Annotated in this window: 11 protein-coding genes and 1 pseudogene; 7 read left to right on the plus strand and 5 right to left on the minus strand. The window is 64.3% G+C overall.

The features are described 5' to 3' along the window. Window positions 1-38: 38 nt before the first annotated feature. Both EUB48_RS10520 and EUB48_RS10525 read right to left on the minus strand, forming a co-directional pair. Window positions 39-1,283 (minus strand): branched-chain amino acid ABC transporter substrate-binding protein, encoded by a 1,245-nt coding sequence (locus tag EUB48_RS10520; protein WP_142818928.1) that lies wholly within the window; start codon window positions 1,281-1,283, stop codon window positions 39-41. Window positions 1,284-1,416: 133 nt separating this feature from the next. After that, on the minus strand, window positions 1,417-3,060 hold the full coding sequence (locus tag EUB48_RS10525) for a 3-(methylthio)propionyl-CoA ligase (protein WP_142818930.1): 1,644 nt from the start codon (window positions 3,058-3,060) through the stop codon (window positions 1,417-1,419). Between the two features lie 120 nt (window positions 3,061-3,180). Here EUB48_RS10525 and EUB48_RS10530 point away from each other — a divergent pair, with 120 nt between their 5' ends. The 5 genes from EUB48_RS10530 (at window position 3,181) to EUB48_RS10550 (ending at window position 6,780) form a co-directional block, all read left to right on the plus strand. Beyond that, entirely contained in the window at window positions 3,181-4,683 is a 1,503-nt protein-coding gene (locus EUB48_RS10530; protein ID WP_142818932.1) for a protein adenylyltransferase SelO, read from the plus strand. Beyond that, window positions 4,680-5,090 (plus strand): peptide-methionine (R)-S-oxide reductase MsrB, encoded by a 411-nt coding sequence (msrB, locus tag EUB48_RS10535; protein WP_142818935.1) that lies wholly within the window; start codon window positions 4,680-4,682, stop codon window positions 5,088-5,090. The genes EUB48_RS10530 and msrB overlap by 4 nt, the downstream gene beginning before the upstream one ends. Next, entirely contained in the window at window positions 5,087-5,632 is a 546-nt protein-coding gene (locus tag EUB48_RS10540; RefSeq protein WP_142818937.1) for a septation protein A, read from the plus strand. The genes msrB and EUB48_RS10540 overlap by 4 nt, the downstream gene beginning before the upstream one ends. A gap of 11 nt (window positions 5,633-5,643) precedes the next feature. Beyond that, window positions 5,644-5,922: a BolA family protein gene (locus EUB48_RS10545; RefSeq protein WP_142818939.1), complete on the plus strand. Its 279-nt coding sequence runs from the start codon at window positions 5,644-5,646 to the stop codon at window positions 5,920-5,922. Between the two features lie 72 nt (window positions 5,923-5,994). Continuing rightward, window positions 5,995-6,780: a peptidylprolyl isomerase gene (locus EUB48_RS10550; RefSeq protein ID WP_142818941.1), complete on the plus strand. Its 786-nt coding sequence runs from the start codon at window positions 5,995-5,997 to the stop codon at window positions 6,778-6,780. A gap of 59 nt (window positions 6,781-6,839) precedes the next feature. On the opposite strand, the gene EUB48_RS10555 is transcribed toward EUB48_RS10550, so the two are convergent. Continuing rightward, a complete protein-coding gene (locus EUB48_RS10555; protein ID WP_142818943.1) occupies window positions 6,840-7,625 on the minus strand; it encodes an acetyltransferase domain-containing protein in 786 nt (261 codons plus the stop codon). Window positions 7,626-7,705: 80 nt separating this feature from the next. On the opposite strand from EUB48_RS10555, the gene EUB48_RS10560 reads away from it, so the two are divergent. Next, complete coding sequence (locus tag EUB48_RS10560) at window positions 7,706-8,458, plus strand: alpha/beta fold hydrolase (RefSeq protein WP_142818944.1); 753 nt, start codon at window positions 7,706-7,708, stop codon at window positions 8,456-8,458. A gap of 83 nt (window positions 8,459-8,541) precedes the next feature. Here EUB48_RS10560 and EUB48_RS10565 read toward each other — a convergent pair. Further along, window positions 8,542-8,724, minus strand: a pseudogene (locus EUB48_RS10565) (MFS transporter); the annotation flags it as partial. 139 nt (window positions 8,725-8,863) lie between these two features. Here EUB48_RS10565 and EUB48_RS10570 point away from each other — a divergent pair. Continuing rightward, a complete protein-coding gene (locus EUB48_RS10570) occupies window positions 8,864-9,964 on the plus strand; it encodes an NAD(P)-dependent alcohol dehydrogenase (protein WP_142818946.1) in 1,101 nt (366 codons plus the stop codon). A gap of 16 nt (window positions 9,965-9,980) precedes the next feature. Here EUB48_RS10570 and purL read toward each other — a convergent pair whose 3' ends face one another. Next, window positions 9,981-14,102 carry a phosphoribosylformylglycinamidine synthase gene (purL, locus tag EUB48_RS10575; protein ID WP_142818948.1) on the minus strand — a complete coding sequence of 1,374 codons (4,122 nt, stop codon included), beginning with the start codon at window positions 14,100-14,102 and terminating at the stop codon, window positions 9,981-9,983. Window positions 14,103-14,167 lie beyond the last annotated feature (65 nt).

Below are 14,167 nucleotides of genomic sequence, written 5' to 3' on the forward strand. Positions count from 1 at the left end.
CGGCATTTGCAATCCCGGCTCGTCCCGCCGCTGCTGGCTTAGCCCTGGCTGGGGCGCTTCATCTGGCAGCTGGTGGGTGTGCTTGACACGTACGGCTCGAACTGCTTGACCGGGGCAAACGTGTAGCCCGTGTTCTCGTTGCTGTAGGGGTACTTCTTGCTCACCTTTTCCCACTTGGTAATGAACAGGCTCTGCTGCAACTGGTGGTCCGACTTGCGCATGGTGACGTCCCCGGCGAAGCTCGGGACCTGCAGGCCTTCCAGGGCAAACGCCACCTTGACCGGATCGATCGACTTGGCCTTCAGCATGGCGGCGTCCAGCAGCTTGATACCGTTGTAGATGGCAAATGTGTAGAAATCGTCGTTGTACTTTTTCTTGAAGCCCTCCACAACCTTGCCCAGATCGCCGGTCGTCTGGGAGTAGCCGTAGGCCACCACGTAAACCTGGGTTTTGTCGCCCAGGGCGGCGAGCGCCGTCGGCGTTCCGGTGACGCCGGCATAGTAGGTGTACATCGGCAGATTCAGACCGGCTTCGCCCAGGGCCTTGACAAACAGCGTCAAGTCGGCACCCCAGTTGCCGGTCACGATGGCGTCGGCACCCGACGCCTTGATCTTGGCCACATAGGGCGAAAAGTCCTTGACCTTACCGATTGGCACATAGTCGTCACCGACAATTTTCACGTCTGGCCGCTTACGCTTCATGTCCAACTGGAAGTACTTGGACACCTCGTGGCCGTGCGAGTAGTCCTGGTCCAGCATGTACACATTCTTGACCTCCGGCTTGTCTTTCATGAAGGTGGTCAGGGCCTCCATCTTCATGGTGGTGTCGGCATCGAGGCGGAAATGCCAGAAGCTGCAGTCCTCGTTGGTCAGGGGCGGCGAGACTGCTGCATAGTTGAAGTAGACGACCTCCTTGCCGGGGTTGCGCTCGTTGTACTTGGTCACGGCTTCCGACAGCGCCAGCGCTGCACCCGACCCGTTACCCTGAGTCACATAGCGATAGCCCTGATCAATGGCTGCCTTGAGCTGGGTCACGGCACCCTGTGGAGAGCCTCCCGAGTCAAAGGGGTTGATTTGGAAAGTCACACCTGCCGGGTTGTGGCTGCCGGCGAAATAGTTGGCGACATACTGCCAGCTCTTGAGCTGGTTTTGCCCCACGTTGCCAAAGGGGCCGGACAGTCCCTCGATCATGGCAATCTTGACCGTCTGGCCGCTTTGCGCAAAAGCGGCGCCAGCCATAGCCATGACTGCGGATGCGGCCACAAGTTTCAAAGCAAACTTCATCAGATGTCTCCGAGTGGATGTAAGAACGTGTGAGCGTAATCAGTTTCGTGCACTGCAACATACAGGGATTGCCCTATGTTCTATCGCCTGCGTGACTGTCGTTGCTGTGGAACTTGCCGGCCACTTTTGAATCTCAGGTATTCGGCAGCTTGTAGTCCTTGAGTATTTCCCGCAGCTTCGTTTTGAGCATCTTGCCGGTGGCGCCCAGCGGGATGGCATCGACGAACACCACGTCGTCGGGCATCTGCCATTTGGCGGTCTTGCCCTCGTAAAACTTGAGCAGCTCCGCCGCCGTGACTTCCATGCCGGGCTTTTTGACCACGACCACGATCGGGCGCTCGTCCCACTTGGGGTGCCTGATGCCAATGCAGGCCGCCATCGCCACAGCGGGGTGCGCCACCGCGATGTTTTCGATGTCGATCGAGCTGATCCACTCGCCGCCGGACTTGATCACATCCTTGCTGCGGTCGGTGATCTGCATGTAGCCGTCGGCGTCGATGGTGGCGACGTCGCCCGTGGGGAACCATTCCACGCCGTTCTCATCCTTTACCAGCGGGTTGCCGCCCTCGCCCTTGAAGTATTCGCGCACCACCCAGGGACCCCTGACGTACAGGTCGCCAAAGGCCACGCCGTCCCACGGCAATTCCTTGCCGTCGGCGTCGACGATCTTCATGTCGACACCAAAAATCGCGCGGCCCTGCTTGAGGCGGATCTTCATCTTCTCGTCAGCGGGCAAATCCAGATGCTTGTTCTTGAGCGTGCACAGCGTGCCCAGCGGCGACATTTCGGTCATACCCCAGGCGTGCAACACCTCCACGCCATATTCTTCATTGAACGTATCAATCATGGCCGGCGGGCAGGCCGAGCCGCCAATCACGGTGCGCTTGAGGGTGGAGAAGCGCAAGCCACCCGCCTTCATATGCGTGAGCAGCATCTGCCACACCGTCGGCACGCCGGCGGCGTAGCTGACCTTTTCGTTCTCCATCAACTCGTAGATCGACTTGCCGTCCATCGCCGGGCCCGGAAACACCAGCTTGGCGCCGGTCATGGCGGCTGAGTACGGAATGCCCCAGGCGTTGACGTGGAACATCGGCACGACCGGCAGGATGGCGTCGCGGGCGGACAGGCACATCACGTCCGGCAGCGCGGCGGCATAAGCATGCAGGAGGGTGGAGCGGTGGCTGTACAGCGCGGCCTTGGGGTGGCCCGTGGTGCCGCTGGTGTAGCACATGCTCGAGGCCGTGTTTTCATCGAAACTGGGCCAGTGGTAGGTGGATGACTGCGCGCCAATCCACGCCTCGTAGCTGATCAGCCCCGGGATGCCGCTGTCCTTGGGCAGCTTGTCGGCATCGCACAGTGCAACGTACTGTTTGATCGTGGTGCACTTGCCGTGGAACGCCTGCACCAGCGGCAGGAACGTCGTGTCAAAGCACAGCACCTGGTCTTCGGCGTGGTTGGCAATCCAGGCGATCTGCTCGGGCGCCAGGCGCGGGTTCAGCGTGTGCAGCACGCGGCCCGAGCCGCTCACGCCAAAGTACAGCTCCAGATGGCGATAGCCGTTCCAGGCCAGCGTGGCCACCCGATCCCCCTGCGGCAGCTTCATGGCATCGAGCGCATTGGCGACCTGACGGGCGCGCGCGGCCACGTCTTTGTAGGTGTAGCGGTGAATGTCGCCCTCGACCCGCCGCGACACGATTTCGGCGTCGCCATGGTGGCGCTCGGCAAACTCGATCAACGAGGAAATCAACAAGGGTTCGTTCTGCATCAATCCCAGCATGGGGTCTCTCCTTTTTATGTAACAAACTGATGTGCAACAGTATCGCGCAGCCAGGTGCGCCGCGCATGGGGAATTGCCCTGCGTCCGCCTGCCACCGGTCAACTGCGGGACAATACGGGCATGAACATGGTTGAAGATTTTGCCCCGGAAGTGGAGCTTGGTTTGAACTGGCGCAACAGCTTTGCGGCGCTGGGCACCGACTTTTACACCCTGCTGCCGCCGCGCCCCCTGAGCGCGCCCTACTGGGTCGGGCGCAGCGCCAGCGTGGCGCGCGAGCTGGGGCTGGACCCGTCGTGGCTCGAATCACAGGATGCCCTGGAGGCGTTTTCGGGCAACCAGGCCATTGCGGGCACGCAGCCGCTGGCCAGCGTCTACAGCGGGCACCAGTTCGGCGTCTGGGCCGGCCAACTGGGCGACGGCCGCGCCCTTTTGCTGGGCGAGACCGCCTCGGGCTACGAGGTGCAGCTCAAGGGCAGCGGCCTGACGCCCTACTCCCGCATGGGCGACGGCCGCGCGGTGCTGCGCTCCAGCATCCGCGAATTTTTGTGCAGCGAGGCCATGCATGGGCTTGGCATTCCGACCTCGCGTGCGCTATGCGTGACCGGTTCGGATGCGCCGGTGCGTCGCGAAGAAGTCGAGACCGCCGCGGTCGTCACCCGCACTGCGCCGAGCTTCATCCGTTTTGGCCATTTCGAGCACTTTTCGGCGCGCGAGCAATATGCGCAGCTCAAGACGCTCGCGGACTACGTGATCGACCGTTTTTACCCGGCGTGCCGGGAGACAGACAAGTTTGCCGGCACCCCCTACGCCGCCTTGCTGGAAATGGTCAGCGAGCGCACCGCGCGCATGCTGGCGCAATGGCAGGCCGTGGGGTTTTGCCACGGCGTCATGAACACCGACAACATGAGCATCCTGGGCCTGACGATCGACTACGGCCCGTTCCAGTTTCTCGACGCCTTCAACCCGGCGCACATCTGCAACCACTCGGACCATCAGGGCCGCTACGCGTACAACAAGCAGCCCAACATCGCCTACTGGAACCTGTTTTGCCTGGGCCAGGCGCTGCTGCCGTTGATTGGCGAGCAGGAACTGGCGCTGGCCGCGCTCGAATCGTACAAAACCGTGTTCCCGGCCGAGCTGGGCGCGCGCATGCGGGCCAAGCTGGGCCTGACCGACGAGCAGCCCGGCGACATGGAACTGATCGAGTCCATTTTCAAGCTGCTCGCCAAAGACAATGTCGACTACACGATTTTCTGGCGCCGGCTGAGCCACTGGGTCGGTGGCCGTGCGATGAGTGATGCCCCGGTGCCCGACGATTCGGTGCGCGACCTGTTTCTGGATCGACCCGCATTTGACACTTGGTTACTACAATATTCAGAGCGGCTTGCCAAGGTAGGTTATGGTCTAGCGGCCGATTTGATGCTCAAAACCAACCCGAAATTCGTCCTTCGCAACCACTTGGGCGAGCAAGCCATTCGCCAGGCGAAACTAAAGGACTTTTCCGGAGTCCATACTTTGCTAAACCTGCTGGAAACCCCGTTCGACGAGCACCCGGGGTTTGACAGCTACGCCGACTTCCCGCCCGACTGGGCATCCACCATCGAGATCAGCTGTTCATCATGAGCCACAAGATTGAGAAGACCGACGCCGAATGGAAGGCGCTGCTGGCGCAAAAAGGGGCCGAACCGGTCGCTTTCGAGGTCACGCGCCACGCCGCCACCGAGCGGCCCCACACCGGCAAGTACGACGACCATTGGCAACCCGGCAGTTACGCCTGCGTCTGCTGCGGCGCCAAATTGTTCGACTCCAGCACCAAATTCGATGCCGGCTGCGGTTGGCCGAGCTTTTCGCAGGCGGCCGAGCCCACCGCCATCGAGGAGCACGTGGACCGCACCTTGGGCATGCAGCGCACCGAGACCCTGTGCGCTGCATGCGGCGCGCACCTCGGCCATGTGTTTGAAGACGGCCCGGCCCCGACCGGACTGCGCTACTGCATGAACTCGGCGTCCCTGGACTTCAAGCCCAAATGAAGCTCCTCCTCGACTTTTTCCCCATCATCCTGTTCTTCGTGGCCTTCAAGTTCGCGGGCATTTATGTCGCGACGGCCGTGGCCATCGCCGCCACGCTGATCCAGATCGGCTACCTGCACTACAAGCACGGCAAGGTCGAGCCCATGCAATGGATCAGCCTGGGGGTGATCGTGCTGTTCGGCGGCGCCACGCTGATCTCGCACAACGACACCTTCATCAAGTGGAAGCCCACCGTTTTGTACTGGATCATGGGCGGCGCCCTGCTGGTGGGGCAGCTCATCTTCAAAAAGAACCTGCTCAAATCGCTGATGGGCGCCCAGATGGAGTTGCCCGAGAGCGCCTGGCGCATGATGAACTGGAGCTGGACCGGCTTCTTTGCGGCCATGGGCGTGCTCAACCTGTGGGTGGCCTTTCACTATGACCTGGACACCTGGGTCAACTTCAAGCTGTTCGGCGGGCTCGGGCTGATGGCGCTGTTCGTCATCGGCCAGGCGCTGTTCCTGGGCAAATACATCAAGACCGACGAGGCCAGCGGCTCATGAGCAGCACCAACATGCCCCCCACCAAAATCGCGCCGGTCAGCGCGCAGGCAATGGCCCGGCAACTGCAGCAGGTGCTGGTGCCCACGCAACTGGAGGTGCTCGACGAGAGCGCCGCCCACGCGGGTCATTCCGGTGCCAACGAGGCGGGTTTCGGCTCGCATTTCAGGGTGCGCATTTCGTCACCCCTGTTTACCGGCCGCACTCGCGTGGCGCAGCATCGCCTTGTGTATGATGCGCTGCAAGAATTCATTGACCAGGGCGCCCACGCCATCGCCATTGAAGTGCTCTGACGTCGCACTCTGAACACTGCCGCCCCGGCGGCATCCCACGTTTTATCCCCCCAGCATCCTTGAGGAAACTTTATGAAGAAGCATTTTCTGTCCGCCTTTGCAGCCGCTGCTGTCATGGGCGCACTGGCCCTGCCCGCTGCCGCGCAAAACGTGGCCATCGTGAATGGCAAGGCCGTCCCGCAGGCGCGCGTGGATGCGCTGGCGCAACAGGTGGCCGCCTCGGGCCGGCCCATCACGCCTGAAATTGCCGCGCAAATCAAGACCGAAGTCATCGCCCGCGAAGTCTTCATGCAGGAGGCGCAAAAGCGCGGCCTGGACGTCACCCCTGATTTCAAGAACCAGATGGAGCTGGCGCGCCAGACCATCCTGATTCGCGACCTGTTTGCCGACTTCCAGAAAAAGAACCCGGTGACCGATGCCGACGTCAAGGCCGAGTACGACAAGTTCGCGGCCACCAACGGCGGCCAGGAGTATCACGCGCGTCACATCCTGGTGGACACCGAAGACCAGGCCAAGGCCATCATTGCCCAGCTCAAGAAGGGCGCGAAGTTTGAAGACATCGCCAAAAAATCGTCGAAAGACACGGGCTCGGGCGCCAAGGGCGGCGACCTGGACTGGGCGAATGCCGGCAGCTACGTCAAGGAGTTCTCGGACGCCATGGTCAAGCTGAAGAAAGGCCAGACCACCGACACGCCCGTGAAGACCCAGTTCGGCTACCACATCATCCGTCTGGACGACGTCAGGACCGCCCAATTGCCCAAGCTCGAAGACGTCAAGCCGCAAATCGTGCAGCAGCTGGAGCAGCAAAAGCTGGCCGCATTCCAGGAAGAGCTGCGCGCCAAAGCGAAGATCGAATAAGCCTTGCGGGGCCCCTCGCCCCGGTGGTCCTTGAAAACGCGGCCTTGGGTCGCGTTTTTTTATGGCGCCACCCAGGCCGCCAGCGCCACCAGGCCGATCAGCACCGGCTGGTGCAGCATGTACCAGGACAGGCTCCAGCGGCCCAGCCAGGCCAGCTGCGCCGCTGGGCGGGGAATAGCGGCGCCGAGCCAGTGCGGGCGGGCTCGAAACAGCCACTGGCCGCAGGCCATGCCCCAGCACATCACGCCCAGCCAGGGCAGCACCGGCACGTAGTCTTCGGTGATGGGCTTGCGTGTGATGAGGCCCAGCCAGTTCAGCGACCTGGCGTTGAAAATTTCAGCAAAATGAGCCAAAGCCCCTGTCCCGAGTGCATAGGCGGCTATGAATCTAGAAGCAATGGCGAGCGCCCCGAGCAGCCACAGGCCCAGCGGATGGCGGCGCCCCCAAGGTGCGGACAGGCGCACCACGATGAGCATCACGGCGATGCCATGCAGCACCCCGAAATAGATGAAGCTATCGGGAAACATCCACCACGAGCCCGCCGTGACCAGCACCGCGCACCCCGCGACCTGCGCCCAGCGTTTCCAGAAGCGCGGCCAGCTCTGCCCCTGCTGCACGGCGATGGCCTGCCCCAGCCCGGCGCAGAACAGGAACAGGCTCACGATGGCCGTGCGCTGCCAGGTCCAGAACGGGTCGGCATAGAAGTTCTGCCGCAGGTAGCCAAAATGGTTGAGGTCGAAACAGAAATGAAATACGGTCATCCAGACGATGGCGCACCCGCGCAGGGCATCCACGCCGTCGAAGCGGTGACGGGACGCAGTCGGTGAAATGGGCGCCGGGTTCATCGGCAAACCATAACCGATCCATGGTCGATCAGGATGCGGATAATTCACTTCACACCAACAGCCCAAGGAGACCTCACTCCATGAACACACATCTGCTGATCGGGACGGGCCCGCGCAAGGTCATTGCCCTGCACGGCTGGTTTGGCCACGCCAGGGGCTGGGGGCCGCTGGTGGACGTGCTGGATACGCAAGACTTCAGCTACGCCTTCATGGATTGCCGCGGCTACGGCGGCATGAGGGGCAGCGGCGGCCCCTACACGCTGGACCAAATCGCACAGGACGCGCTGGCGCTGGCCGATGGCCTGGGCTGGCAGCGCTTTTCCCTGATAGGCCATTCGATGTGCGGCAGTGCGATCCAGCGCGTGCTGGTGGATGCGCCGGCCCGCGTCGAGAAACTGGTGGCCATCGCACCGGTGTCACCCAGCGGCATGGCGCTTGACAATGCGAGCTGGGCTTTTTTCTCGCGTACAACGAAGGATGCAGAGGCGCGCAAACGCCTCCTCGACATGACCACCGGCTTGCGCTTGACCAGCGTCTGGCTGGACCAGATGGTGGCCTCGTCGCTGGCCGAGTCCGACGAGGCGGCCTATGAGGCCTACCTGACGGCCTGGGCGAAGACCGACTTTCACGCGCAGATCGAGGGCAACCCGGTGCAGATCAAGGTCATCGTCGGCGAGCACAACCCGCTCCTGGGCGCCGGGGCGATGGCGGACACCTACATGCAGTGGTACCCCAACGCCACGCTGGAAGTGATGGGCAACGCGGGCCACTACCCCATGAACGAGACGCCGATCGCGCTGGCCACGAGCATCGAGAAATTCCTGCGCGGCTGACGGGACGGCTTTGGGACTGCCGGTATATTGCGAGGCGCCGTCAATGCGCCGTTGCGACCCGTTCTGACCGGAATCACGCCTCAGCCGCTCTGCACGGAGACCCGCATCAGGAAGGTTCCCTGTGCAAGTGCGGGCACGCCGCTGGCAAACGCCCACAACGGTATCACCGGCAGCGCGATCAACGCGGCGATGCAGATCGCGCGCCGCCGGTCCAGCTTTTCCGACAGCGAACCGAAGATCGGCCCGCCAATGATCGCGCCGATATTCCGCATGGTGATGAGCGACCTTTTCGCCTGGGTGTTTGACATGGGTCAGACGCTGGCGATCGGGGATGCGCCGCGCCGCCCACGCCGGTGCTAGATTGACCTCTTCCGCATACCGTGCATCACGGACAAGGAGATACCGATGGTTGCCATGATGAAAGCCGCCATATTCATCGAACCGGGCCGCATCGAGCTGGCCGACAAGCCGATTCCCGGCGTGGGCCCGAACGATGCGCTGATCCGCATCACCACCACAACCATTTGCGGCACGGACGTGCACATCCTCAAGGGTGAGTATCCGGTGGCCAAGGGCCTGACGATTGGTCATGAGCCCGTCGGCGTGATCGAAAAGCTCGGCAGCGCCGTGCAGGGCTACAGCGAAGGCCAGCGCGTGATCGCCGGCGCCATCTGTCCCAACTTCAACTCCTACGCCGCGCAGGATGGCGTGCCCTCGCAGGACGGCAGCTACCTGGTGGCGCGCGGCCTGTGCGGCTGCCACGGCTACAAGGCCACGGCGGGCTGGCGCTTCGGCAACCTGATCGACGGCACGCAGGCCGAATACGTGCTGGTGCCCGACGCACAGGCCAACCTCGCACCGATCCCCGACGGCCTGACGGACGAGCAGGTGCTGATGTGCCCCGACATCATGTCCACCGGCTTCAAGGGCGCGGAGAACGCCAACATCCGGATCGGCGACACCGTGGCCGTGTTCGCGCAGGGCCCGATCGGCCTGTGCGCCACGGCGGGCGCGCGCCTGCTGGGCGCATCCACCATCGTCACGGTGGACAGCAACGAGCACCGGCTCTCCATCTCGAAGAAGATGGGCGCCGACGTCACGCTGAACTTCAAGCACTGCGACGTGGTCGACGAGATCATGAAGCTGACCGGCGGGCGCGGCGTGGATGCGTCGATCGAGGCGCTGGGCACGCAGGGCACGTTCGAGTCGGCACTGCGCGTGCTCAAGCCCGGCGGCACGTTGTCCAGCCTGGGCGTGTATTCGAGCGACCTGACGATCCCGCTATCGGCCTTCGCCGCCGGCCTGGGCGATCACAAGATCAACACAGCGCTGTGCCCCGGCGGCAAGGAGCGCATGCGGCGCCTGCTCAACATCGTGGCATCGGGCCGCGTGGACCTGGGCGTGATGGTGACGCACCGCTACAGGCTCGACGACATCGTGGCTGCCTACGAGCTGTTTGCCAACCAGCGCGACGGTGTATTAAAGGTGGCCATCAAGCCGCATTGACACGCCGGCCGCGACACTAGCCCACCCAGCGCCGCGCGTTCTGCCAGAGCCGCAGCCAGGGGCTGAAGGCACTCGGGTCGCCCGAGGTCCAGCTCATCTGGATATTGCGGAACACGCGCTCGGGGTGCGGCATCATGGCCGTGAAGCGGCCGTCCTGCGTCGTGACCGCCGTCAGCCCGCCGGGACTGCCGTTGGGATTGAACGGGTAGGCCTCGGTGGCTCTGCCTGTGTTGTCGGTGAATCGCATCGCGGCGATCGCGCGGGCGGCGTCGCCCCGGTGCCTGAAATTGGCGAGGCCTTCGCCGTGCGCCACCGCGATCGGCAGGCGGCTGCCGGCCATGCCCGCAAAGAACAGGCTGGGCGAATCGAGCACTTCCACCATCGACAGTCGCGCCTCGAAACGCTCGCTCTGGTTGGTGGTGAAGCGCGGCCAGTCCTGCGCGCCGGGGATGATGTCGGCCAGCTCGGCAAACATCTGGCAGCCGTTGCACACGCCCAGGCCGAAGGTGTCGGGCCGCGCAAAGAAAGCCTTGAACTGCTCCGCCAGCGCCGGGTTGAAGGTGATGGAGCGGGCCCAGCCGATGCCCGCGCCCAGCGTGTCGCCGTAGCTGAACCCCCCGCAGGCCACGACGCCCTTGAAGTCGCGCAGGTTGGCGCGGCCGGTCTGCAGGTCGGTCATGTGCACGTCGAAGGCTTCAAAACCCGCCTCAGTGAAGGCATAGGCCATTTCCACATGCGAGTTGACGCCCTGCTCGCGCAGCACGGCCACCCTGGGCCGGCTCAGGTTCAGATATGGCGCTGCTACATTATCAAGAGCGCCTGGTGCAAGCTGGACATGGAGTCCGGGGTCATTTGGCTCACCAACGGCAGCATGTTCGGCGTCCGCGCACACCGGGTTGTCGCGCTGCCCGCAGATCTTCCAGCTCACCGCATCCCAGGTCTGATGCAGGTCTTGCAGCCTGGCACTGAACACCGCCTTGGTGTCGCGCCAGATCTGCAGTTGCCCCTTGCCGGCATCGATCGTTGAACTGGCCGGCCGCGTCTTGCCGACGAAATGGCTGTGCCGGCTCAGGCCGTGCTCGCGCAGGGTTTGCATCACGTCGTTGCGCTCAGCAGTGCGCACCTGCAGCACCACGCCTAGCTCCTCGCTGAACAGGGCCTTGAGCGTGAGTTCTTCGCGCCGCGCGCTGACCTGGCCGGCCCAGTTCTTGGCGTCGCCATACTCGGCGCGGCTGTCGGCAATGCCGTCCCCCTCGGTCACCAGCAGGTCCACATTCAGCGAGACGCCGACGTGGCCCGCAAACGCCATCTCGCACACGGTGGCGAACAGGCCGCCGTCGCTGCGGTCGTGGTAGGCCAGGATCTTGCCCTGTGCGCGCAGCGTGTTCACGGCGTTGACCAGGCGGACCAGGTCTTGCGGGTCATCGAGGTCGGGCACGGCGTCGCCGACCTGGCCCAGCGTTTGCGCCAGCATGCTGCCGCCCATGCGGTTCTGGCCCCGGCCGAGGTCGATCAGCACCAGCGTCGTGTCGGCCTCGGTCGCGTCGAGTTGCGGCGTGAGCGTGCCGCGCACATCGGCCAGCGTGGCGAAGGCCGTCACGATCAGGCTGACGGGTGAAGTGACTTTTTTGGGTGCATCGCCCGTGCCGGACTCGCCTTGCGGCGCGCTCCACTGCGTGCGCATGGACAGCGAATCCTTGCCCACGGGAATGGAAATGCCCAGCGCCGGGCACAGCTCCATGCCGACGGCCCGCACGGTCTCGTACAGCGCGGCGTCCTCGCCCGGTTCGCCGCAGGCCGCCATCCAGTTGGCGGAGAGCTTGACGCGCGCCAGTTCGATCGGCGCGGCCAGCAAATTGGTGATGCTTTCGGCCACCGCCATGCGGCCGGACGCCGGCGCGTTGACGGCCGCCAGCGGCGTGCGCTCGCCCAGACTCATGGCCTCGCCGGCGAAGCCTTTGTAATCGGCCAGCGTGACGGCGCAATCCGCCACGGGCACCTGCCACGGCCCGACCATCTGGTCGCGGTGCGACAGGCCGCCCACGGTGCGGTCGCCAATGGTGATGAGGAAGCGCTTGGAGGCGACGGTGGCGCTCGACAGCACGTCGATGGCCGCCCTCTGCAGGCCGACACCGCTCAGGTCGATCGGCTTGAAGCGGCGCACCACGGTCGTGACGTCGCGGTGCATCTTGGGCGGCTTGCCCAGCAGCACGTTCATGGGCATGTGAACTGGAGCCCCCCTGCTGGCCACTGACGTGTCCTCGCAGCCCCCCGAGGGGGCTGCGCTTGCTTGGGGCGGCCCGGCGCGGCGCGCGGCCACTTCGTCATCAGACACGATGAGGTCTCTCTCTTCAGTCGCGACGCCCACCACGGCGAACGGGCAGCGTTCGCGCTCGCAGAAGGCCTGGAACTGCGCGAGCGATTCGGGCGCAATCGCGAGCACGTAGCGCTCCTGGCTTTCGTTGCACCAGATTTCCCGGGGTGCCAGGCCGGACTCCTCCAGCGGCACGGCGCGCAGGTCGAAGCGCGCGCCGCGCCCGGCGTCGTTGGTCAGCTCGGGAAAAGCGTTGGACAGGCCGCCGGCACCGACGTCGTGGATCGCCAGGATCGGGTTCGCCTCGCCCAGGGCCCAGCAGTGGTTGATGACCTCCTGCGCCCGGCGCTCGATCTCGGGGTTGCCGCGCTGCACCGAATCGAAGTCCAGTTCGGCTGCGTTGGCACCGCTGGCCATGGAACTGGCCGCGCTGCCGCCCATGCCGATGCGCATGCCCGGGCCGCCAAGCTGGATCAGCAGGCTGCCGGCCGGGAAGTCAATCTTGTGGGTCAGGCCGGCGTCGATGGTGCCCAGGCCGCCCGCGATCATGATGGGCTTGTGGTAGCCGCGCCGGATCGTATCCACGTCGGACGCCACGGTCTGCTCGTACTCGCGGAAGTAGCCCAGCAGGTTGGGCCGGCCAAATTCGTTGTTGAAGGCGGCGCCGCCGAGCGGGCCCTCGGTCATGATCTGCAGCGGGCTGGCGATGTGCCCGGGCTTGCCGCCCGGCTGGTCGGACCAGCCGTCCCAGAGTCTGGATACCGAAAAGCCCGTCAAACCCGCCTTGGGCTTGGAGCCGCGCCCGGTGGCGCCCTCGTCGCGGATTTCGCCGCCCGCGCCGGTCGAGGCGCCCGGGAACGGCGAAATCGCGGTGGGGTGGTTGTGGGTCTCCACCTTCATCAGCACGTGACTCAGGGCACTATTCTTTTCATAGCTGACAGCGCCCGTCCCGCCTGGGGTTGAAGGCGATTTTGCGATGAACCGCTCAATGGCCGTGCCTTCCATCACCGAGGCGTTGTCCGAGTACGCCACCACCGTGTGCTGCGGGCTGGCCTGGTGCGTGTGGCGAATCATGCCGAACAGGCTGCGTTCCTGCACCGCGCCGTCGATCGTGAATTCGGCGTTGAAAATCTTGTGCCGGCAATGCTCGCTGTTGGCCTGCGCAAACATCATCAGCTCCACGTCGCTGGGGTTGCGCCCCAGCCGGGTGAAGGCGGCCACGAGGTAGTCCATTTCATCGTCGGCCAGCGCCAGGCCGAACTGGCTGTTGGCCTGTGCCAGCGCCGCCCTGCCCCCGTCGAGCACATCCACATAGGCCATGGGCGCCGCATGCAGTTCGGTGAACAGACCGGCGGCCGCATCGCGGTCGAACATGACGCTCTCGGTCATGCGGTCATGCAGCAGGGCCGCCACTTGCAGCAACTGCTCCTGGTTCAGCGCCGGCTTGCCGAGCAAACTGGCTTTTAGCGTGAGCCGGTACTCGGTGATGCGCTCGATGCGCTTGACGGCCAGCGCGCAGTTGTGCGCAATATCGGTCGCCTTGGACGCCCAGGGCGAAACGGTGCCAAAACGCGGCGTGACGACGACCAGCGCGCCGTCGGCAGCGCCTTTCGCCGCCTGATAAGGCTCCCCATACGTGAGCAAGGCCGCCAGCTGCGCCCGCTCCGCATCGCTCGGGGCCTCGGCGGATGCCACCAGATGGACGAATCGGGCGGCGACGCCGCTGATCCTGTCGTGGACCGCCTGCAGTTGGGGCAGAAGTTGCTGGGCGCGGAAGTCGCTAAGGGCATTGCCGCCCTCAAGCTGGGTAAGGTGCAGGGTCACTTATTAGGGCCTGGTTCGGGTGGGGACGGCAGCAGACACGAGCCATCCGTAAAAACCCTTTATTT

The sequence above is a fragment of the Rhodoferax sediminis genome (genome assembly GCF_006970865.1).
GTDB lineage: Bacteria > Pseudomonadota > Gammaproteobacteria > Burkholderiales > Burkholderiaceae_C > Rhodoferax_A > Rhodoferax_A sediminis.

What these genes read in the sequence shown, in the direction of transcription:
- EUB48_RS10525 (WP_142818930.1), bottom strand. Translation starts at nt 3,060, where the DNA reads ATGCTGGGATTGATGCAGAACGAACCCTTGTTGATTTCCTCGTTGATC.
- EUB48_RS10545 (WP_142818939.1), top strand. Translation starts at nt 5,644, where the DNA reads ATGCCCCCCACCAAAATCGCGCCGGTCAGCGCGCAGGCAATGGCCCGG.
- msrB (WP_142818935.1), top strand. Translation starts at nt 4,680, where the DNA reads ATGAGCCACAAGATTGAGAAGACCGACGCCGAATGGAAGGCGCTGCTG.
- EUB48_RS10560 (WP_142818944.1), top strand. Translation starts at nt 7,706, where the DNA reads ATGAACACACATCTGCTGATCGGGACGGGCCCGCGCAAGGTCATTGCC.
- EUB48_RS10555 (WP_142818943.1), bottom strand. Translation starts at nt 7,625, where the DNA reads ATGAACCCGGCGCCCATTTCACCGACTGCGTCCCGTCACCGCTTCGAC.
- EUB48_RS10530 (WP_142818932.1), top strand. Translation starts at nt 3,181, where the DNA reads ATGAACATGGTTGAAGATTTTGCCCCGGAAGTGGAGCTTGGTTTGAAC.
- EUB48_RS10520 (WP_142818928.1), bottom strand. Translation starts at nt 1,283, where the DNA reads ATGAAGTTTGCTTTGAAACTTGTGGCCGCATCCGCAGTCATGGCTATG.
- EUB48_RS10540 (WP_142818937.1), top strand. Translation starts at nt 5,087, where the DNA reads ATGAAGCTCCTCCTCGACTTTTTCCCCATCATCCTGTTCTTCGTGGCC.
- EUB48_RS10550 (WP_142818941.1), top strand. Translation starts at nt 5,995, where the DNA reads ATGAAGAAGCATTTTCTGTCCGCCTTTGCAGCCGCTGCTGTCATGGGC.
- EUB48_RS10570 (WP_142818946.1), top strand. Translation starts at nt 8,864, where the DNA reads ATGGTTGCCATGATGAAAGCCGCCATATTCATCGAACCGGGCCGCATC.